At 36.0% G+C, this 20033-nt stretch carries 17 protein-coding genes; 1 reads left to right on the plus strand and 16 read right to left on the minus strand.

The genetic code is table 11. The annotated features are described in order from the left end of the window. Positions 1-4: 4 nt before the first annotated feature. The 9 genes from ACE1OF_RS01495 to ACE1OF_RS01535 all read right to left on the minus strand — a co-directional run bounded on the left by ACE1OF_RS01495 (position 5) and on the right by ACE1OF_RS01535 (position 9305). Entirely contained in the window at positions 5-1174 is a 1170-nt protein-coding gene (locus ACE1OF_RS01495) for a hypothetical protein (RefSeq protein ID WP_448892198.1), read from the minus strand. Beyond that, entirely contained in the window at positions 1164-2309 is a 1146-nt protein-coding gene (locus tag ACE1OF_RS01500; RefSeq protein ID WP_448892199.1) for a glycosyltransferase, read from the minus strand. Before ACE1OF_RS01500 ends, ACE1OF_RS01495 begins: the two co-directional genes overlap by 11 nt. Continuing rightward, entirely contained in the window at positions 2302-2724 is a 423-nt protein-coding gene (locus tag ACE1OF_RS01505; RefSeq protein WP_448892201.1) for an acyltransferase, read from the minus strand. Before ACE1OF_RS01505 ends, ACE1OF_RS01500 begins: the two co-directional genes overlap by 8 nt. Positions 2725-2749: 25 nt before the next feature. Beyond that, positions 2750-4024 carry a Vi polysaccharide biosynthesis UDP-N-acetylglucosamine C-6 dehydrogenase TviB gene (tviB, locus tag ACE1OF_RS01510; protein ID WP_448892202.1) on the minus strand — a complete coding sequence of 425 codons (1275 nt, stop codon included), beginning with the start codon at positions 4022-4024 and terminating at the stop codon, positions 2750-2752. Positions 4025-4114: 90 nt separating this feature from the next. Continuing rightward, positions 4115-5260 carry a nucleotidyltransferase family protein gene (locus ACE1OF_RS01515; protein ID WP_448892203.1) on the minus strand — a complete coding sequence of 382 codons (1146 nt, stop codon included), beginning with the start codon at positions 5258-5260 and terminating at the stop codon, positions 4115-4117. Between the two features lie 506 nt (positions 5261-5766). After that, the gene (locus ACE1OF_RS01520; RefSeq protein ID WP_448892204.1) at positions 5767-7170 is read right to left on the minus strand and encodes an undecaprenyl-phosphate glucose phosphotransferase; all 1404 of its coding nucleotides are present in this window, start codon (positions 7168-7170) and stop codon (positions 5767-5769) included. A 119-nt stretch (positions 7171-7289) separates the two neighbouring features. Continuing rightward, a complete protein-coding gene (locus ACE1OF_RS01525) occupies positions 7290-8387 on the minus strand; it encodes a hypothetical protein (protein ID WP_448892206.1) in 1098 nt (365 codons plus the stop codon). 85 nt (positions 8388-8472) lie between these two features. Then, positions 8473-8640, minus strand: coding sequence for a lasso RiPP family leader peptide-containing protein (locus tag ACE1OF_RS01530; RefSeq protein ID WP_448892207.1), 168 nt, complete (start codon positions 8638-8640; stop codon positions 8473-8475). Positions 8641-8645: 5 nt separating this feature from the next. Next, a complete protein-coding gene (locus ACE1OF_RS01535) occupies positions 8646-9305 on the minus strand; it encodes a PEP-CTERM sorting domain-containing protein (protein ID WP_448892209.1) in 660 nt (219 codons plus the stop codon). A 380-nt stretch (positions 9306-9685) separates the two neighbouring features. Between ACE1OF_RS01535 and ACE1OF_RS01540 the strand changes: the two genes are divergently transcribed. Continuing rightward, entirely contained in the window at positions 9686-11638 is a 1953-nt protein-coding gene (locus tag ACE1OF_RS01540) for an asparagine synthase-related protein (RefSeq protein ID WP_448892210.1), read from the plus strand. Between the two features lie 33 nt (positions 11639-11671). Here ACE1OF_RS01540 and ACE1OF_RS01545 read toward each other — a convergent pair whose 3' ends face one another. From ACE1OF_RS01545 to ACE1OF_RS01575, 7 genes are all read right to left on the minus strand, one after another. After that, positions 11672-12148, minus strand: coding sequence for a lasso peptide biosynthesis B2 protein (locus ACE1OF_RS01545; RefSeq protein ID WP_448892211.1), 477 nt, complete (start codon positions 12146-12148; stop codon positions 11672-11674). Between the two features lie 51 nt (positions 12149-12199). Next, the gene (locus tag ACE1OF_RS01550; RefSeq protein ID WP_448892212.1) at positions 12200-12487 is read right to left on the minus strand and encodes a PqqD family protein; all 288 of its coding nucleotides are present in this window, start codon (positions 12485-12487) and stop codon (positions 12200-12202) included. Positions 12488-12506: 19 nt separating this feature from the next. Continuing rightward, positions 12507-14189 carry an ABC transporter ATP-binding protein gene (locus tag ACE1OF_RS01555; RefSeq protein ID WP_448892214.1) on the minus strand — a complete coding sequence of 561 codons (1683 nt, stop codon included), beginning with the start codon at positions 14187-14189 and terminating at the stop codon, positions 12507-12509. A 38-nt stretch (positions 14190-14227) separates the two neighbouring features. Continuing rightward, positions 14228-15175, minus strand: coding sequence for a CvpA family protein (locus ACE1OF_RS01560; RefSeq protein WP_448892215.1), 948 nt, complete (start codon positions 15173-15175; stop codon positions 14228-14230). A 241-nt stretch (positions 15176-15416) separates the two neighbouring features. Continuing rightward, on the minus strand, positions 15417-17492 hold the full coding sequence (locus tag ACE1OF_RS01565) for a PQQ-dependent dehydrogenase, methanol/ethanol family (RefSeq protein ID WP_448892216.1): 2076 nt from the start codon (positions 17490-17492) through the stop codon (positions 15417-15419). 46 nt (positions 17493-17538) lie between these two features. Then, on the minus strand, positions 17539-18399 hold the full coding sequence (locus tag ACE1OF_RS01570; protein WP_448892217.1) for a transporter: 861 nt from the start codon (positions 18397-18399) through the stop codon (positions 17539-17541). Positions 18400-18542: 143 nt separating this feature from the next. Further along, positions 18543-19946, minus strand: coding sequence for an aldehyde dehydrogenase family protein (locus ACE1OF_RS01575; RefSeq protein ID WP_448892219.1), 1404 nt, complete (start codon positions 19944-19946; stop codon positions 18543-18545). Between the last annotated feature and the right edge of the window lie 87 nt (positions 19947-20033).

A 20033-nucleotide genomic window follows, 5' to 3' on the forward strand; every position in this document is an offset into this window, starting at 1 on the left:
GGTTTTACCATTTTGAGTTAGCTAATTTGTTGATAGTAATAAAATTCAAAATAATAATAACAGACCATATAATATTTAAAGCTAATAACAACAATATTAGCGAGTATTCAGATTGAAATAAAAATAGAAAAGGGCAAGTTAATACAATTAAAATAGATGCTATCATTCGGCTTTTTATAATAGGTTTTAAATTTTTTATTTTATAAAAATAAGTTTCTACAGGTTTTGATAAAAAAGTTAAAATACAAACAAGTGAATATATAACAATTAACAATAACAAGTTTGATTCATCATATTCCCCATAAATGTATTCAAAAGCAAAATAACCAATAAGTGCGCAAATAGCAGAAAAAAGCGCTGAACAATAAACTTGAAACTTAAAGTTATTCTTAAATATAAGATAAGAATATTCACCTGAACCGCTACGCCTCTTCTCATACATATCAACAACTCTAGACAGCATTTGAACAGGTTGGAAAATATTCCTTATTTGTATTAAAAGTTTAGCTAGATCATCATTAATCGCATATAACAGCCATAATGGGCCATGTGCATAAGTGGAGTAGGAAGCGGTAAGTAAAAAGCTATCACGACCTATTTTATCAAAGTTATGCTTGTCAATATGGTATTCATCAGCTAGCTTAAAACGGTTAAAATATATAAACATAAATGTTAGAAGTTGAATTAAAACACCATAAAAAAATGCAACATTTACTTCTATAGAAAACAAATAAATTAAACCTAAAATTGATACATAACAAGAGCTATTAACACACAGAACAACAAACTCTTTATGAACAGAAAATAAATAAACCCTATTAATTTCGATAGCTATATAAAACAAAAAAACAGGTATATATAAACCTAGTTCAGGAGCTGTTAGTAAACTGAAACAAATAAGAAAAAATATAAAACAATTAGAATATAAATTAATGATTGCTATTCTAATGAGATATAAGAAAAATTTTACAGATTTATTACCATTGGTAAGATAGAAATTTAAAGCACCGTTTTTAAGTAATGCTATATAAACTAACGAAAAGGAATACATTAAACCAAATAAGGCAACATTTTCCGATTGTATTTTAGATAAAATAACGATAATAATAAAATTAAAACCAGAACTTCCAATTTGCTCAGAAAAAGTAAAGAGTTTACTCCATTTAGATGTCACTTTTGACCACCCTTTCTAATACGCTTATATATTTGATTTTAATACTTTTATCTGACAAAAAATCAAGCTTACCTTCATGAATTTCTTTATGTAATTCATTTTTTATTTGTTGTTGATTAGCCAAAAAATATTCAACACAACTTAAGATTTGTTGTTGATGACTTTCTTCAACCAACCTTACATAAGATTTATTATTAAAATAACCACTTACACCTGCATTTTTACTACCAAGGATAGGAATGTTTTGGGCAAGTGCTTCAATATAAGAGATACCAAACGTTTCAGGGTTACTAGGCACAAGTAAAGCACAGTACCCAGATAATTTATCTTTTAATATTTCATTATCTATGCGCCCAAGAAGCGAGATACGGTTACTAGTACCTAAACCAGAAATATATGATTCTAAATAATGCAATTGTGAAGAACTAAAACTACCAAAAATATCCAAACTAGCTTCAGAAATAGAAGATACTGCCTGAATAACTTTCAGTAAACCTTTAGTATCACCAGAATCTAAACGACCGATAAAAATAAATTTATTTGTAATATTAATGGTTTTGTTGCTATTAAAGTTAACATGACAAATATTGGGTAATAACGATTCAGAAAAGTGATATCCTTGAATACTTAATTTATTTATTATTATTTTCTTAGCCCATGCACTTACCCAAAATTTATGATTAGAAAAATTAAATATTTTTTTATAAATAGGACGACCTAATATATCGCCATTAACCCATTTTACGTCTGTGCTGCCACGTATACTAATCACAAGTTTTTTCTTATTAAATTTAGCTACAATCCAACCTAATAAGCCGTCTATTGTTAACTTATGTGCATGTACAATATTAATTTTGTCAAAATATTCTGAACCTACAACATTACAAAGTTTTGTATACGCAATCCTCATAACAATAATATTTGCTATAGCTAGCTTTACTTTAGGAATTATTAATACAATTAAGCTATTGGTTGGTCTATGAATTTCAAACTTAAAGCCACTTTTCCTTACTATAGAAATAACTTGATGGTTAAGTCCTTTCTCTGTTACATCTAATAAATTTTTAACAGCTTTTGTGTACACTGAATTAACATCATCAGGGTAGTCTGTAACGATGTGCAATACATTATTCATCAATCAGTTTGCCGTATTTTGTCACTTTAATATTATTTTTTAATATACGCGCAGGGTTACCTGCTACTAAACTATTATCAGGAACATCTTTAGTAACTACACTCCCAGCTCCTACGATACAATTATTCCCAACTTTTATACCTGGCATAATTAAAGAATTTGCACCAATAAATGTTTGATTGCCTACGTATGTATCAGTATGTAAACTTCTTACAAAATCATGTGTAAGTATTGTTGCACCAAAAGCAATAAAAGAATCATTACCTATATTTATACCTTTAGGATTAGTCTTATCAAGCTTTGCTTGAAGTGACATTAGGGTACCATCGCCAATATTCATTTTATAATAAGAGCGAAGAAACTGAGTTCTTAATGCTAATAATAAAAGCCTAATTTTTCGATATATTATTTTCATTTCCATTCCACCACGGTTCAAAATATTAAAGTCTTAAATCAACTATGGACTTAGGCAATACGTTTTTTAAATCGTAGATAACCGATTTATTTTTCACATATTTGTCAAGCTCAGCTAGTTCTAATTTTTTAAATTCATCGTGCGCTACCGCTAAAACAACACTATCGTAATGATTGTGCTTAAGCACTGAAATCAGCTCAACGCCATATTCTTTAATAGCTTCAGTGGGGTTTGCCCACGGGTCATAAACTTCAATATTGACTTTATATTCTTGCAGCTCTGAAACAATATCAATAACTTTTGTGTTACGAATATCTGGGCAATTTTCTTTAAAGGTCAACCCTAAAACAAGAATATTAGCGCCTTTAACTTGAATACCTTTATTCAACATTGTTTTAATAAGTTGAGATACAACGTATTTACCCATATTATCGTTAATACGACGGCCAGCTAATATAACTTCTGGGTGATAGCCAATTGATTCAGCTTTATGCGTTAAATAATAAGGATCAACACCAATACAATGACCACCTACTAAGCCTGGACGAAATGGTAAAAAGTTCCATTTTGTACCTGCGGCTTCTAATACGTCTAAAGTATCAATATTCAATTTATTAAAGATAATGGCTAATTCATTAATCAAAGCAATATTTACATCACGCTGAGTATTTTCAATAACCTTGGCTGCTTCAGCTACTTTAATAGATGCAGCTTTATGTGTGCCTGCGGTGATAATTGAACGATAAATTTGATCAATTTTTTCAGCTATTTCAGGGGTTGACCCACTGGTTACTTTCAATATACCGGTTACTCGATGTTCTTTATCTCCAGGGTTTATTCGCTCTGGTGAGTAACCTGCAAAAAAGTCTTGGTTGAAGGTTAAGCCCGATGTTTTTTCAACTACAGGTAAACAAACATCTTCTGTAGCGCCAGGATATACGGTTGACTCATAAATAATAATATCACCAACATTTATCACTTTACCTAACATCTCACTGGCTTTAATAAGTGGTGTTAAATCAGGCTGTTTATGCGCATCAATTGGTGTAGGTACAGTAACAATATAAACATTACATGATGCTAAATCAGCAGTTTGTGATGAATAATTGATGTGAGTAGCTTGCTTTAGTTCTTCACTGCTTACTTCTAGTGTAAAATCGTGCCCTGCTAACAAATCATCAACACGTTGTTGGTTAATATCAAATCCTAACGTAGGGAACTTTTTACCAAATTCTACCGCTAAAGGAAGCCCTACATAACCAAGGCCGATGATACCGATTTTAATGTTTTCTAAGCTCATGTCCGTTTGCCCATTTTTCAAATTTTAAGTCCTGAATCTTGAGTTATATTCGTTATTAGTAACGCAATATAATTAACAATATTTACTCATTTATCTTTTGGTTGTTTGCATTGACTTCAAAAACAACCACTGCAACTTTAAAGGCCTAAATGCACTACCCGTAAATATAAACTGCCCTACTATTTGGTTGATTCGGTACCCTAGCGTTTTTTTATTTTCTACTGGCTGCGTAAAACGTGATTTTATCAACCTTATCAAAATATTACACGTTATAACACTTGGTTTTATTTGTTTTAACAAATTATTTGTTATAACTGTTTTTATGTCATTTTCTAGTTCAGTTGCCATAATCACTACGCAGTTTTTTAATAGTACGTATAGTGAGTTAGTTGCGCCCCACTCTTTTGCTATGGCTATTGTTTTTTGAATGTCAGGTTTTTTAACACTGATTAATTCATGACTGTCTACCAAGTTGTATTTACCAAAGTCCATGTCTTTATAAGCGTGTAATGCTTGGTGTATTAAGGCATGCTCTGGCGATAATATTTTTACCAAGTTGTTGTTGTAACTTGGGTGGTTAATACTATTTTCCCACAGTTGTTGTTCATTAATATTAAATAATATTGGGTGTATTAGTGAGCTATGTAGATCTAACGCTGCGCCCACCTTTGTTTTGGGTATAAACGAGAGTTCATAAAGATCACCAAATACGTCTGGCTGTGGTTTTTGTGTGTAGTTCATTAATTTCTTAATTATTTCAACTGTTTGATGCCAGTGTTTTTTTTGAATGAGTATGTCTAGGTCATTCGATGTTCTAGGCGCTTGTGGGCTGTATAATACCCCGGCGAACGCTGCGCCTTTTAGTAAAATTAGCGGTATGTTATGTTCTGACAATTTTTCTATTATGTTGTTCAGTTGTTGTTTTTTTGCGAGTTCTGTCACTATGCCTTGCTGTGTGTAGGTGGTTAGTAGTTGTTGGCTTTGTGGTAACAGTTGATCATATATATTTAGTTTGTGTGCTTTTGCGTTTAATAGTGGTATTAGGCGTTTGTGTGTTTTGGCGTATAACGGTAGTTGGTTTAGTGCCGTTATGGCTGCCTTTTTGTATACTTCTTTGTTGTTTTGATCGTTTTCATTGTGTTCAGTGATACGAGCTAGGCGTAGTAAGTCGAAGTAAACCTGGTCGTGATCTTTTACAAAATCGTATTGTGATTGTTGCCTAGGTTTTGTGTTCATTATTACAGCTCGTTAATATCCGTTTATATTGTTTTGAATTAGGGGTTAAGGCCTAACACATTTTTTACATCAAGTTCTTTTGGCGGACTAAAGTCCAACCCTACAATTAAAATACAAGTTAAATGCAATTAAAATGCAAGTTAAATCACATTCTTTGGCGGGCTGAAGCCCAACCCTACAGGTTAAATGCAATTAAAATGCAAGTTAAATCAAATTTTTGGCGGACTGAAGCCCAACCCTACAAGTTAAATGCAAGTTAAATGTAATTTGAATCACATTTTTGGCGGGCTGAAGTCCAACCCTACAAGTTAAATGCAATTAAAATGTAAGTTAAATCACATTCTTTGGCGGACTAAAGTCCAACCCTACAAGTTAAATGCAATTAAAATGTAAGTTAAATCACATTCTTTGGCGGACTAAAGTCCAACCCTACAATTAAAATACAAGTTAAATGTAATTTGAATCACATTTTTGGCGGGCTGAAGCCCAACCTACAATTTTTGTACTTAGTATGCGTTTTTGTCGTTGAATGATTTAAATATAGTAAATAGTACTATTTTGCAGTCTAACCACAGTGACCAGTTACGTATGTATTCAAGGTCAAATTGTATGCGCATTGCCATTTTGTCTACGGTGTCGGTTTCGCCACGCCAGCCGTTTACTTGTGCCCAGCCTGTTATGCCGGGTTTTACTTTGTGGCGTAGCATGTAGTAGTCAACCCGTTTTCGGTAGTCTTCGTTGTGGGCCACGGCGTGTGGCCTTGGCCCTACTACTGACATGTCGCCTTTTAGGGCGTTGAAAAATTGCGGTAGTTCGTCTAACGAGGTTCTGCGTAAGAAAGCGCCAAAGGGGGTTATACGTGTATCGCCTTTGGTGGCTTGTACTACTTTGTCGGCATTTTCGGTGACGGTCATGGATCTAAATTTCCATACTTTTATTCTTTTGCCGTCTAGGCCGTATCGGTCTTGTTTAAAGAGTATTGGCCCGCGTGAGGTACATTTTATAGCAATAGAGATAACCAGTAAGGGTACGGCAATAATAGACAATATGGCTAAGGATAAAAGGATGTCTTCTGCACGTTTAAAGGCGGCACTTGCGCCTTGCATGGGGTTGTCGTACACGCTGAGGGTTTGAATATTACCTACGTGCGACATTCTGGCTTTCATGAGTGAGTATATGAATAAATCTGGTACGAGTTGTACGTTAGCAGTGGTGTCGCCTAGTAAATAGAGTATTTCTTTTATGCGTTTTTCTGCGGTTATGGGCAGTGCTACATATACTACGTCAAACTGGTTGTTTTTGGCTTTTTCTACGCCCTCTTTAATTGATCCTTGAAGGTATTGGTGATAGGTTTTTTCAATACGCTCTGGGGTTCTGTCGTCAAACATGGCGGTTAAGCGATACCCTGTTTCTGGGTGGTCAAGTATTTGTTGTGCTAGGCGCTGGCCGCCACTGGTTAAGCCAATAATGGCAACTCTGCGTGAGTTATAGCCTTTGGTACGCACTTTCACTAAAAACAAGGCAAAAACATAGCGCCAACCCACTAGCCCAAAAAAGGTGATAGCGAACCAAATACCAATGGTAACACGAGAGTACGCTTCGCTTGTTTTGGTGAAGAACAAGTAGGTAAGTATGATAATGGCTGCAATAGCCCAAGAGAGAAAGGTATAGAAAACAATTTCATTAAAATAGCCTGATCGCCAAGAGCGATATAATGCGAGCGCTTCGGCACTGAAGCTGTAAGCAATAATGCCAACTAAGCACATTATAAAGTATTCTTGGTTGTAGGTTGCGCTGTATAAAAATAACGCAAGGGCGAGGCTTAGCGAAATAACAATAATATCTGCCATTCTATAAAATAAGGCAAAGGTATTGATATTGTTTTGTATTATTCCTTTTGTGTCTACCATAACAGTTTGCTTCCATTGCTATTTTTTGTTTAAACAGGTTAAACGTGCCAGCGAATTTCGCTGATTTTTTTGGCGGACTGAAGTCCAACCCTACATTTGTTCAATTTATTCGTTTCGAATTAGGGATAAGATTCTAGATCTTTTTTTATCAATTCGCCTATTTCGTTTAGGTGTTCTTTACCACTTGGGTAGTTTATTTGTTTAAACGCTATGTTTTCTAATAAAGTTGAAAAGGCTTGTAGTCGTGACTTTTCTAATTTTAATGCGCTGTAACAACTACCCAGTATGCTATTTTGTAATAATAATATAAGTGCTTGTGCTGTGCCAATTGAAACTATTTCACCAATCGGTTTATTGTTGTTTTTTGTGTTAGTTTCTTTATTAATTTCATGTTCTTTTATTTGCTCTTTTGTTTGTTCTGGCGGTAATCTATTTAATAAATAAATTACCTGTAATTCTTTAGGTTGTTCACAAAATTCAACCGCTTTTGTTTTTGTTAAGTTTACTGTGCGTTTTTCAAATTTTTCATGTACTTTTTGGTGTTCTTGATTTTCTGTAAACGGTATATCTTTTAATGAGTCGGGCCACATTCTTGCTACTGGCCAACTAGGGTAAATTTTATAAGCTTTATTACTGTTGTCTTGTTCTTGCGCTTTTATTTCATGCAACGCGACCATGTCGTCTGTCATTAAAGCAAAACCTTGTTGGCTTAATGCCGCTGTTAAGGTTGTTTTTCCTGTTCTGCTTGGTGCCATAATAGCAATGGCTTTGTTTTTATACGCCAGTGCATTGGCATGAATACATAGTACGTTGTTAAGCTCTAGATTTAGGGCGATTGCTAATGTTTGAAAATAATGATCAGCGCCTGTGCCTTGTGCTTGCCAGTTTATACTAATTGCCTTTTTACTTATTTTAAATAACCCACTACCTTGGCAATTTATCTGTAAATAGTAACGGTTGTTTATGTTACTTTTATGAAGCTCATGCTTGTTACTGTGGTGAAATTCACTTTTAAATAAGTTTACTTCACTATAATAGCGTTCACCTTTGTCTACCATTGACCATATGGGTTCTCCTGTATTACTGGTTAATGTCGTGTTGGGTACAGTAGTACTGGTAAAGTCCAAATCAATTTGAATAGGTAAATTGTTTTTTTCAGCACAACAAAAAGGCGCACAAAAAACACCATGCAATGGTAAATTAAATAAAGGATTCATTTGATAGTAAACGTATTAAACAACCCTTAGCTAATATGATTAATATTATTAATCTAACTAGTAAGGATTGTTTAATATTTAGGAATTAGCCCTGGAAAGGATTCCGTTTAGTATGGCCACCTTGCTCGTCTGGAATACTGCCAGAAAAACCTTGGGTTAAGTCAGCTAAACTACCGGCATTTTTCAATACAGGTTTTGTGTAAACAGCTTTACTTGTAACAGGTTGTTGGGTGTTGTTTGTATTCGTTTTCATTTCAATTACTTCCCTGAAGATTTTTTACGTAAACTTGTTAATGCAATTAAACCAAGTGCAAAAGTGAATAATGTGCTTGGCTCTGGAACCGTTGCTTTGTCGGTATCAGTTACAAAGCTAAAAGATTCACCTAATATTAAACTTTCGCCCGTTGCCCATTGTAGGTTTAATTTACCATATAAATCTGGACCACTAAACAAATCAGAAAAAGAAGCAGAAACTGTCATATCAGATGAGTCAAATGTACGACCTGGGCCAGAACCTGGTGTATGATCACCATCACCTACAACAGGAAAAAGTGGGTTATATCCGCTGATGGTGTCAAAGTAAAAACCTTGTGAACCTGCGTCAATAGTTAAACCTACAATATCTTGCGTAGAAGAGTTGTTGGTTAGTACCCATAAACCGAAAAAGGTTTGTGTTGATTGGTCATAATCACCAAAGGTTTTTCCATCAAGTTTTAATGACCAGTTACCGTTATCAACGCCGCCAAGCGTTGAGGTTAATGCTGACCAAATTAATGTTTCTTGACCACCACCATCAAAAAAAGCAGTTACAGAAATACCTGCCATATCTACAGAATCAACGTCGTGCGTTATAAGGGTAGCTTGTGAAACTAAGCTAGTCGTAAGAAGAATCAATCCTAGTGTCCATTTCTTCAACATTTTTACTTCTCCAGTGGTTTACATAAAAAAAACAGTTTTCAAATAATATCAGCAATTGAAATGCAATAAGCGCGCCTTAAGTATAATCTCTTTTTATTTCAGTACATTACGACTAAACAAATAATATTTTAGTTTTTATAATTTTAGATATGTAAAAAAAACTGACACCGCAATTATATCAATACTTCCAATAGGTTGAACACTTTTTGAGCAAACATTTAATTTGAATTAGTATAATACTTTACTTTGTATGTTTTTTTAATGACTTTTTGTATAAAATACGACAAAATATGCATAAGAAAACACTTATATTTATAGATAACCTTTTCTATTACTATTAAGCGTTTTTAGCTATTCAATAAATATATATTAAGGTACGCATGGACAACCTTTTTGCCGTTATAACACCAAATACTCATTCGTGTATTACGAATTCTATTATCGAAAATTTGCTTTCTCGCACCCCTATTCATAAAGAAAATGCGTCTACAAGTAAAATTTCAACCGCTAGCCATACTATTCATTTAGTGTCTTATTTAAATAATTGTGCTGTTTCTGCTAATAACTTTTCGGATTGTGTTAAGGCTAGTAACGGATCATATTTTCAGCAGTTACAGCATTTGTCGTCCTTGTCTTGTGAGGTTGTGGGTAATAACAGGGTTGATAATAAATTAGATTTACCTGCGTTGTGTGGTTCTCGTTTTAATACTGACAATGCCAGTGAGTTATCAGATGATCAACTGCTATTGAGCGCTTATCAAGCGTTAGGTGCCAAGGCATTTTCGTACGTTAAGGGTAACTTTCATACTATTTTTTGGGATAACAAGTCGAAGCGTTTATGCGGCGCTATTGATCCGTTTAGTGGTAGAGCGTTGTTTTATATAAAGCTAGATGGCATATTTTGTATTGCTTCAGACGCTAAAATACTTACCCACGTTGTTAATATAACGCCTACGGTTAATAAAGTGGCTATTAGTCAGTGGTTGTCGGGTAGACCTGATCCTAATATTTCTATGTTTAATGAAATATCGCGTTTACCTTTGGGGAGTTGCTTGGAATATAGTGATGAACTGGGTATTAAAATTACGCCGTTTTGGGATATTAATCCTGACTTTTCTGTGGTGTATAAAAACGTTGATGATTATAAGGAACACTTTTTTGAGTTGTTGAAAACTAGTGTTAGTAATAGGTTGGCAATTAATAATAATGCTGGGTATTCTCCTGTTTTTTGTCAAATGAGTGGTGGTATGGATTCTACCTCGGTTACGGCTATTGCTCATCAGTTGTTAAATGGTGAAAACGCGGTAAGTTGTGCTGAGTTACATACCTTGTCGCATCGTTATAAAAATACAACAAGTTGTGATGAAAGCAATAATATTAACGATATGATTGAAAAGCTTGGTTTGACGCATCAACATTATATTGACTTAGACCAGTTTGAGTTGAGTACTTTTGCTCAGTTGTACCCTAGCGATTATGATAGCCCAGGTGTGGTATTGTCACCTAAGTATCATCAAGAATTGTCGGTAATTCATGGGGTTGGTGCTGGTGTTTTGTTAACCGGTAATGGTGGCGATGAAACCTGTTGGGGGCATAGTGCTTCTTATCGTTCGCGTTTGTTTAAAGGGGAGTTGGGGGTTGTTAATGAGGTAATTAAAGGTTGTAAAGCGCTTAACGAGCCGGTTGCTCGGTCTTTGTATAACCTGTTTATGCCTAACCGTATTCAACATTTACTTAAGCTGGTGCGAAATGTGCCTGTGAATGCTCATGAAAGCCCGCCGTGGTTATCGGCGTTGTCGGTAATACAGGTTAAAGAAGAAGCGTTGAGGTTTGGTAATCCGTTTTCTGCTACGTTTGAGCCGGGTAAACATGCTAGGTATTCTGGTTTGAAGGCAACGTCGACATATAATGCTATGCGTTCTTATCAGAAAGTGGCGAGTGGTTATGGAGTTGATGTGCGGCATCCGTTTTTTGATACCGATGTGGTTGAGTTTAGCTTTGCGGTTCCTGAGAAGTTGTTGATTCAGGGAATTTACCCTAAGTGGTTGTTACGGCAAACGATGCAAGATTATTTGCCTGAGTCGGTGTGTTGGAATAAGCATAAAGTGGTGTTTGACCATCATTTTGCGAATTTGGTGCGCAGTAATAAGGATGAGTTACGTAAGTTGCTTTCGCATGAGGGGTTGCAAGATTTAGGGTTGTTAGACAATGGAATTTTGTTGCGTGAATTTGACGCGGTGGTTGATAATCCGAATGGGTATTTGAATGTGGATATGTTGTATGCAATTTTAACCCAATTATGGTTTCAAACGCATTGTGTGAGTGAGGTATGAAAAACACTTCCACCAATTAACCAATGATGCGAGTTATTTAAAACTTCTGAGTATTGCCTGTTCGTTCTTCGCTTTTAATTCACTATAACGGGTTGTTACGTCGCCACTGTCGTTGATGATTTTGCCTTGGTAGGTTAACCAAGCGTGGGCTTTAAGAGTTTCATTGTTGATGGCTACGCCAATGTGCATGCGTGTTGGGTAACCACGTTTTTGAAGCATTTGTTTTTGGGTTAAACAACGGCGTAAACAGTTCATTTTTCGAATATGATGTTTGGCGACTTTTTCACTGAGTTTAATCACTAAAGTGAGTTGTGATAAAGATGCCTCATCAGCCTTATTTTCAGGAGCAACTGCATCATTTTCGCTTGTTAAGTTAGCGATTTCGCCCTGCCAATTACTGTATTGGGTAAATGATATTAACCAGTCCCATTTTAAAAACACTACCCATGCTTCAAGTAAAATACTTAACTCGGTTTTAGATAGTGAAAATAATTTTGTGAATAAAGACATGATAAACGCGCTGAATATCCTAGTAGTGCTTCGCCTGCAATGGTGCTGAATTTACATTTGAGACTTTGGCTCTGCGGCTATTATAAGACCCTGGTTGAGCATTTGTGTCACTAGTGCTTCTAGGTCTTGTGTTACTTCTGCTTGCTCTACTTGGTATTTTTCAAGTACGGTATTGATTACCTCTGCTTGCGTTCGCCCTGCTTGAAGTAACTCTACCATAAACGTGCCAATGGCATTTAGGGTGTAATATTCACCGGTGTTGGGTTCTAATATTACCGTTTCTTCGGCTACTTTTTGAAAAAGCACATTTTCGGCTAATTGGTAGCTAACATCGCTCATTTAACTTAATTTCCTTATTTTAGGCGCTTTTAGGCACTAACTGATGATTTTTCATTTCAAACACGTGATCGGCAATATCTGCTAACTGCTGATCATGGCTAACCATAATAACAGTTTTATCTTTTAAAACCTCGTTAAAACTGTCTTTAAACGTTGTTTTTGCTTCGTTGTCTACCATTGACGTTGGTTCGTCTAATAGTAAAATTGGCGGATCATTCATTAACGCTCTTGCTAATGATATACGTTGCCTTTGTCCGCCCGAGAGTAACACGCCATTTTCACCTACTTGGGTTTTATATCCGTTTTCTAGTGCAGTAATAAACGAGTGCGCCCCTGCTTTTTTGGCCGCAGTTTCTATTTCGGCAAAACTTGCTTGTGGGTAACCAAAAGCGATGTTGTCGGCTACTGAGCCACTGCATAAGGCAATATCTTGCGACACTAACCCTAAATTACTTCTTAAGGTTGATAGTTTAAAATGGTTCAGCGGTTGATTATTTATAGTTATTTCACCTGCGGTTGGTTCAATAAATCGCACTAATAAATGTAATAAGGTTGATTTGCCCGTGCCATTTGGCCCTAAAATTAATACTGTTTGTTTTGGTTGAATATCGATATTGATATTATTAAGCAGAGGTTCGTTTGGCGCATAATTAAAATTGACCTGTTTAAACGATATAACTCCCTTAATGGTGTTTAGTGTTTGGTTAGTGGCTTCAGTTTTACTTTCGTTTACGTAGCTATCAGGCTCTGGTGAAAGTTTAAAGACGTTATTTAGCCTAGTAGAAGAGCCGATCGCTTGCTGGGTTTGCCCATACAGGTTGGCTAATGTACTCATGGGTCTGGCGAACAACATGCCATACATAAGTAAGGTGATAAGTTCAGGCATGGTTAATTCACCTGACTGATAATACATAGCACTAACCACCACAACAATAAGCACCCCAGTAGACACCAGTAATTGTAATACAGGTGATAAGATGGCTTGAATTTTCAACTGTTTTTTTCTTAATTTTTGAATTTCATAAGCATTGCTTTTAAAGCGGTTTGATTCACTTTGTTCTCTTGAAAAGGCTTTAACAAGTTTGATTATACTTAAATTTTCACTGGCAATGGCCACACCATCTGCTTGCTTTTGCACTAAATTTTCACTGATGGGACGAATGCCCTTGCCCAGTAATTTTAACACTACAAAAAAGGCTGGCACCATCAACATAATAATAAAAGTAATGGTGGTGTTTATTGAAGCCATTAATATTAAGGCGCCCAATAATATTAACGTTGCTGGAACAAGCCCTGTAAGCACACCCGAGAGAAAGTAACTTATAATGGATACATCGTTACTTAACAGCGCTAAGGTTTCCCCTTTTTTGGTATTACTAAAATATTTAACAGGCAGCAGTTGTATATGATCATACAATCGACAACTGAGTTCAGTGAGCATTTGAGCGCCAATAAAATTGACTTTGTAAGTAGAGAAAAAACGTAATATTGCCTGCAATACAAACAATGATAACCAAATTAATGCAATTTGCAGGTAACTAAGGTTAAATATTGTTTTTCCGTTGAGCATTGATTCTGAAAATTTACCCGCAAACCAAGGCACCGACAAGCTAACCATACTTTCTACCACCATAAGGGCGATTGCGATAAGTAAAGCTAGCTTGTGGTTTTTTAGTAAACTAAAAAAATGATAAAAAGTCATCTGTGTGTTTTGGTGTTTATTTTAAACAAGTGCAGCTGCTATTTTATAATGCCAGACGACATTACAATGTCGGCAATTTCTTTCACTTTTGAGCTACTCATTAAGCCTACAACATCGTTGTTTCTTATCATTCGTTGCAGTTCGGGGTCATTGGTTAGTTGCTTAAAACGTGGATTTTGTTTTATTAATTCAACATGTGCTAACGTAGTCATAACTTCTTGAGTTAGTCGTGTTTTAACCGCAATTTTATCGGTAACATCAATACCACCAAGTACATTGGTTTCTTCTAAAATACGTTGAACCGTTTTATCTTCAAGTACATTATCAATTTCTTTAGCGGTCATTAACCCAATTAAATCTTTATTTTGTACCATGCGTTGAACTTTACGACTATTTACTAAGGTTTTAACATCAGGATCATTTGCTAAAGTAATACCGTCTTTTACCCCTCGCGCTGGATTTTTTAATACATATGAGGCAATACCCACTAGTTGTGGCGCTTTGGGAAATTGCATAGTTAATGCAGTATCTATGGAGTCTCCCATAAGTTTTTGTGACCAATTATTAATAAGGTTATCTGCTGGCATTTCACCATTAGTTAGTGCTGTATTTGCCATGTTAAAAAACCAAATAAAAGCTAAGCCAACAAAAGCTCCCAAAAGACCATTGGCAAAGGCACCAAGTACGGGTAATTTTGATTTACCATCAGTCGCTTTACCTAATGCATTCAGTGCTATTTGTAGAATAATTGAAATGATAATTGAACTCACTAAAAAAATAATAAATCCGGCAACAAAGTATGCTACAAGCCCTTCTAATTCTGAGTTTTTACTAATTACTGCTGCGCCATTATCAGCAAATGTTACCGCTAAATAATAAGCTCCTACGACACTTACCACTCGAGCAAGCACTAAACCTAAGCCAAGAGAATAGCCACGGTAGAAAAAATAGAGCAATATAATTGAAAACAGCACAATTGGGATCATGTATTGGTCCTTTAATAATATTTGGAGTCGTTGCTGTATGAATTTTCAGCACCAATAAATTTAAGGATATGATGGCATTTAACTACATTAAGTTCAATGTATTATGTTATCTCAAAAAGAAGTTAAATGGTTGTTATTTAAATGTTGGTTTGAATTGTCTAAGCTAGTAAAAATAAAAAGCAACCATAGCAGGTTGCTTTTTAGTCTTACGATTTAACTAGGTTTTATTACTTTAGCATTTCTATTTAACAGGTCTAATTGCGTCAGCTGTTCCTTGAACAAAAGCTACAATTTTTTTCACATCAGTTTCTGATAAATGCTTAAAGGTTGGCATTCCTTTATCAACCCCTGCACCATCGATAACCCAATTTTTAGCATTATTCAAAACTGCTTTTGACGAATAACCTAAATTGGGAACGGCTCCACCATTATTAACACCTGGTGTACCATGACAAAATACACAGTTAGAAATATAAATTTCAAGCCCCTCACCTACATCTTCAGGTTTATATTTAACTCCTTCCACCAAAGTGGTGCGTGTTTCAAAGACTGAATCAGGCATCTTTTCTTTACCACCTAATTTAAAGGTTAATACTTTACCTGGTGTTTTCTTATCAGTCGCTTTCTGCATCAAACCATAAATGCCTCCCCAGCCTACCGCAATTGTAATGTACTGTTCACCATTTTTAGACCATGTCATAGGTGCTGCAACTACACCAGTTGTAACAGGTACCTGCCATAATGTTTTTCCTTTTGCCGCATCATAAGCTATGAAACGACCATCAGCGGTACCTTGAAAAACTAAATTTCCGGCAGTCGTTAAAGTGCCACCATTCCATGGAGAAATGTATTCTGATCTCCATACTTCTTTTTGATTAACAGGGTCCCAAGCAATTAACGAACCGAAAGGCTTAGCTTCAGGAGCCGCTACATGAAACAAATAACCAAGGTTCCATTTTGCACCAGACATTGTTGAACCTGCATTATGAGTATTATGTTCATAACTTGTATCTGGTGCTTGCTTAAGGGGAACCCCTTGTGCTGGAATATAGACTAGCCCTGTATCTGGATTATAGCTCATAGAGTGCCAATTATGCGCACCATATTGAGATGGAATTACTTCCCAAGGTTCAGTAATAGAACGAGCAGCAGGAACTTCTATTGGTCTACCGTTCTTGTCATATCCAGTAGCCCATGCAACTTCTACAAAGTTTTCGGCTGATATAAACTCACCCGTTACACGATCAATCACAAAGAAAAAGCCATTTTTTGGTGCTTGCATTGCAACTTTACGAAGCTTGCCATCAATTTCTATATCAGCAAGAATAATATGTTGGGTATGTGTATAATCCCAATTATCTTTTGGCGTACCTTGATAATGCCATACATATTCACCTGAATCAGGATTTAAGGCCACAATAGAAGAAAGGTACAAGTTATCTCCTCCTTCTGGCGAACGAATATTGTGATTCCAAGGTGATCCATTACCCGTCCCAATATATAAAAGGTTAAGTTCTGGATCATACGCCATTGAATCCCAAACAGTACCTCCTCCACCGCTTTCCCAGTATTTGACTGAAGGGTCCCAGGTTTTAGCTGCCGCTGCCATTGCATCGTTTTCAAAAGGTTCATCAGGATTGCCTGGAACTACATACCAACGCCAAGCTTGTTTTCCTGAATTAACATCATAAGCGGTGACATAACCACGAACACCGTACTCTGCACCACCATTTCCGATGACAACTTTATCACCTATGATTCGAGGCGCTCCTGTAATGGTATAGGCGAACTCACCACGTTTTTCAAACGTGTCTTTCTTCCAGACCTGCTTACCTGTTTTAGCATCAATAGCATGCATCCAGCCATCAAAAGCCCCTAAAAATATTTTACCTTCATGATAAGCTACACCGCGATTCACCACATCACAGCAGCCAAGTTTAGCAAATTCAGGTGGGATTTTAGGATCATAAACCCAAAGTTTTTTACCTGTAATGGCGTCAATTGCGTGAAGAATTGACCATGACCCTGTTACGTACATTATACCGTCTACAACAATAGGAGTTGCTTCAACTCCCCTATCTGAACCTAAATCATAAGACCAAGCTAACCCCAATTGATCAACATTCTGACTATTAACTAGATCTAAGGGGCTATGACGTGTTTCTTGTGGATCTAATCCGTGAGATGCCCACTCAACATCATTGCTTTTACTTGCTGTTGCTGATTTTGTAGCGCTTTCAGTGCTTGAATTACCACAAGAGGCTAAAACAAGAACAGCGGCGATAGTTAATGCAATACTAATTTTTTTTGATTTCATATTAACTCTCCGAAAACTTTAAAAGTTGTTTATCTTTATTATTATTTTAAAAAACCTTCAATAAACGCAGTTGGAAAGTCTGTGTCTCAAAAGGAACATTATCTACTTCTAAATCACGACTATACTTACCCTGTATTTGCAATGTAGGTGCGATCCAATGTTGTGCATATATCGACGCTTTGGTTATTTCAGCGCCATCAGTGACAACATTGGCTACTTCTGTATCTCCACCCCATTGACGTGATAAATTTACACCAAGCGTTGTCTCGCCTGATAATTTGTAGCTTGCTAAAAGTTGGACTTGAAAAGTTGCATCTTTTGTTAATCTTTCACCTGTTGGCCCAAAATCATCATTGTCAGTTGAAAAAGTCACATCTGTTACAACCTCTAATGCAAGATTAGTTGTGGGTTTATGAACCCAACCTGCTTGTATTGTTCCTTCCCAAGTATTTTTTCCTAGATTAAGGGAGTCATTGTTATCATAAGACCCAATAGGAACCGTTAAAAATGGCGTTATACCAAACTGGTTTTTATCATCATTTACAAACCAGAATGTCGCCGCTAATATTGGATCAGCAAATCCAGACGCTTCTAACGCACCACCTGCAATTTCCTGCTTACCAAAAGGTATTAATATTTGTGGATCTACCGTAATTCCCATGAATTCTCTATAAGCAACAAAGCGCGCAATATTAATATTCGCATCTAAATCTGCCCCTAGATTGGTATGCTCATTGATACTACCCGCATAAAGTATGGCTAAATTAACACCAGCTGGTGCTGCTACATAATCTAAAGGGTCTACATCAATAGCATTGACTGTGTTCGAAAAACCTACTGCAGCGGCAATTATTGGTGCCACTACTACCAACTTATTTTTATTTTTATTTTTATTTTTATTTTTCATATGATCTTCCTCTTTATTTCTTAGGTTTCATTAACCAGAGATTTATTATTTTTTAACGTTTTGCTTTTACTTATTACAATGTAAAAGCTCTTATTGAATCCATTCTGTTTTGTTGCTAAAACTGTCTTCCCCATATGTAGTAATTATTTAGCAATATTTATTACGCATGTTTGCGTATACTCTTTAAGCCCTTCCTGAGCAAACTCTTTACCAAGACCTGACTGTTTTGCTCCACACAATGGAATTGTTGGTCCAAAGTCTAGGTGTTTATTAATCCAAACGGTTCCAGCTTCTAAACGTTTAGCTACTTCATAAGCACGTGTTACATCAGATGACCAGACAGAGGCACCTAACCCGAAATTCAATCCATTAGCAGATTTAATAGCATCTTCTAGGTTGTGATAACGAATCACAGGTAAAATAGGTGAGAATTGCTCTTCATCTACTAAACGTGTTCCGTCTTTAGCATCAGCAACTAAGGTAGGTTGAATGAAATAACCAGTACTATCGATAGCTTCTCCTCCAACCACTATGCGAGCATTTTTTTCGGCATCAATAAGTAATTCTTTTGCTTGTTGAAATTGCTTTTCATTCTGAACAGGACCTATGTTTACGCCAGTATCCAAGCCGTTTCCTAGTACTAAGTTTTTAACGTGTTTAGCTAACTCTTCAAGCAGTTGGTCATAAATTTTGTCGCTAACGTATAGTCTCTTGATTGCAATACATACTTGGCCAGCATTTAAGAATGCCCCAGCAATAATTTTTTCAGCCATTAAAATGGGGTCTAAATCATCCAAAACGATTGCTGCATCATTACCACCAAGCTCTAACGTGACTCGTTTAATAGTTTCAGCAGCTGAAGCCATCACTTTTTTACCCGTTACGGTTGAGCCTGTAACAGAAACCTTGGCAATATCAGGATGCGAAGAAAGTACAGGACCAAGTTCATTCTGGTCAGTAATAATATTTACAACACCTTTAGGGAAAATTTCAGCACACAATTCACCTAACATTAATGTTGTTACTGGTGTCGTCGGGGCGGGTTTTATAACTATGGTGTTACCAGCTAATAATGCTGGAGGTAATTTGAATGTGGCAACGAGAAGCGGAAAATTCCATGGAATAATACCTGCTACCACACCGAGAGGTTTACAGTGCTCCTCAACACGTCTATCGTCATTTTCTTCTATGACCTTCATGTCAAGATCAAATTCAGCTTGAGTTCTAATAAAAATCTCAGCGTACAACACTTCCATTTGTGCTTCAGCAAGAGGTTTACCTTGCTCCATAACTAAAGATAAAGCTAATTTTTCACTATTTTCTTTAACTTTATCGGCTAAGGCTATAATTAAACTGCGCCTTTCTATTATGGTTTTTTCTGACCAAGCGGGGTAAGCAATTTTGGCAGCGTTAATAGCTTGTTCACATTGTTCTCTTGAAGCATGTGGTACATTAGTAAAAGAGTTACCTGTAGCAGGATTTATTACAGCAAACTCCGTGTTTGCGCCAACTAGTTTCCCGTCTATCAAAAGTTTGTAATTAGACATTTTACCTTTCTCCTATTTAAATATTTTGGATAGCGCAAACTAGATTTTTTAAGTTATTCTTGATTGGCCATGTGATAAATTTACATT

The organism is Colwellia sp. E150_009, from assembly GCF_053543955.1.

Excerpts from the sequence above, each read along its gene's own strand:
- ACE1OF_RS01500 (WP_448892199.1), bottom strand. The coding sequence starts at position 2,309 with ATGAATAATGTATTGCACATCGTTACAGACTACCCTGATGATGTTAAT.
- ACE1OF_RS01505 (WP_448892201.1), bottom strand. The coding sequence starts at position 2,724 with ATGAAAATAATATATCGAAAAATTAGGCTTTTATTATTAGCATTAAGA.
- tviB (WP_448892202.1), bottom strand. The coding sequence starts at position 4,024 with ATGAGCTTAGAAAACATTAAAATCGGTATCATCGGCCTTGGTTATGTA.
- ACE1OF_RS01515 (WP_448892203.1), bottom strand. The coding sequence starts at position 5,260 with ATGAACACAAAACCTAGGCAACAATCACAATACGATTTTGTAAAAGAT.
- ACE1OF_RS01520 (WP_448892204.1), bottom strand. The coding sequence starts at position 7,170 with ATGGTAGACACAAAAGGAATAATACAAAACAATATCAATACCTTTGCC.
- ACE1OF_RS01525 (WP_448892206.1), bottom strand. The coding sequence starts at position 8,387 with ATGAATCCTTTATTTAATTTACCATTGCATGGTGTTTTTTGTGCGCCT.
- ACE1OF_RS01530 (WP_448892207.1), bottom strand. The coding sequence starts at position 8,640 with ATGAAAACGAATACAAACAACACCCAACAACCTGTTACAAGTAAAGCT.
- ACE1OF_RS01535 (WP_448892209.1), bottom strand. The coding sequence starts at position 9,305 with ATGTTGAAGAAATGGACACTAGGATTGATTCTTCTTACGACTAGCTTA.
- ACE1OF_RS01540 (WP_448892210.1), top strand. The coding sequence starts at position 9,686 with ATGGACAACCTTTTTGCCGTTATAACACCAAATACTCATTCGTGTATT.
- ACE1OF_RS01545 (WP_448892211.1), bottom strand. The coding sequence starts at position 12,148 with ATGTCTTTATTCACAAAATTATTTTCACTATCTAAAACCGAGTTAAGT.
- ACE1OF_RS01550 (WP_448892212.1), bottom strand. The coding sequence starts at position 12,487 with ATGAGCGATGTTAGCTACCAATTAGCCGAAAATGTGCTTTTTCAAAAA.
- ACE1OF_RS01555 (WP_448892214.1), bottom strand. The coding sequence starts at position 14,189 with ATGACTTTTTATCATTTTTTTAGTTTACTAAAAAACCACAAGCTAGCT.
- ACE1OF_RS01560 (WP_448892215.1), bottom strand. The coding sequence starts at position 15,175 with ATGATCCCAATTGTGCTGTTTTCAATTATATTGCTCTATTTTTTCTAC.
- ACE1OF_RS01565 (WP_448892216.1), bottom strand. The coding sequence starts at position 17,492 with ATGAAATCAAAAAAAATTAGTATTGCATTAACTATCGCCGCTGTTCTT.
- ACE1OF_RS01570 (WP_448892217.1), bottom strand. The coding sequence starts at position 18,399 with ATGAAAAATAAAAATAAAAATAAAAATAAAAATAAGTTGGTAGTAGTG.
- ACE1OF_RS01575 (WP_448892219.1), bottom strand. The coding sequence starts at position 19,946 with ATGTCTAATTACAAACTTTTGATAGACGGGAAACTAGTTGGCGCAAAC.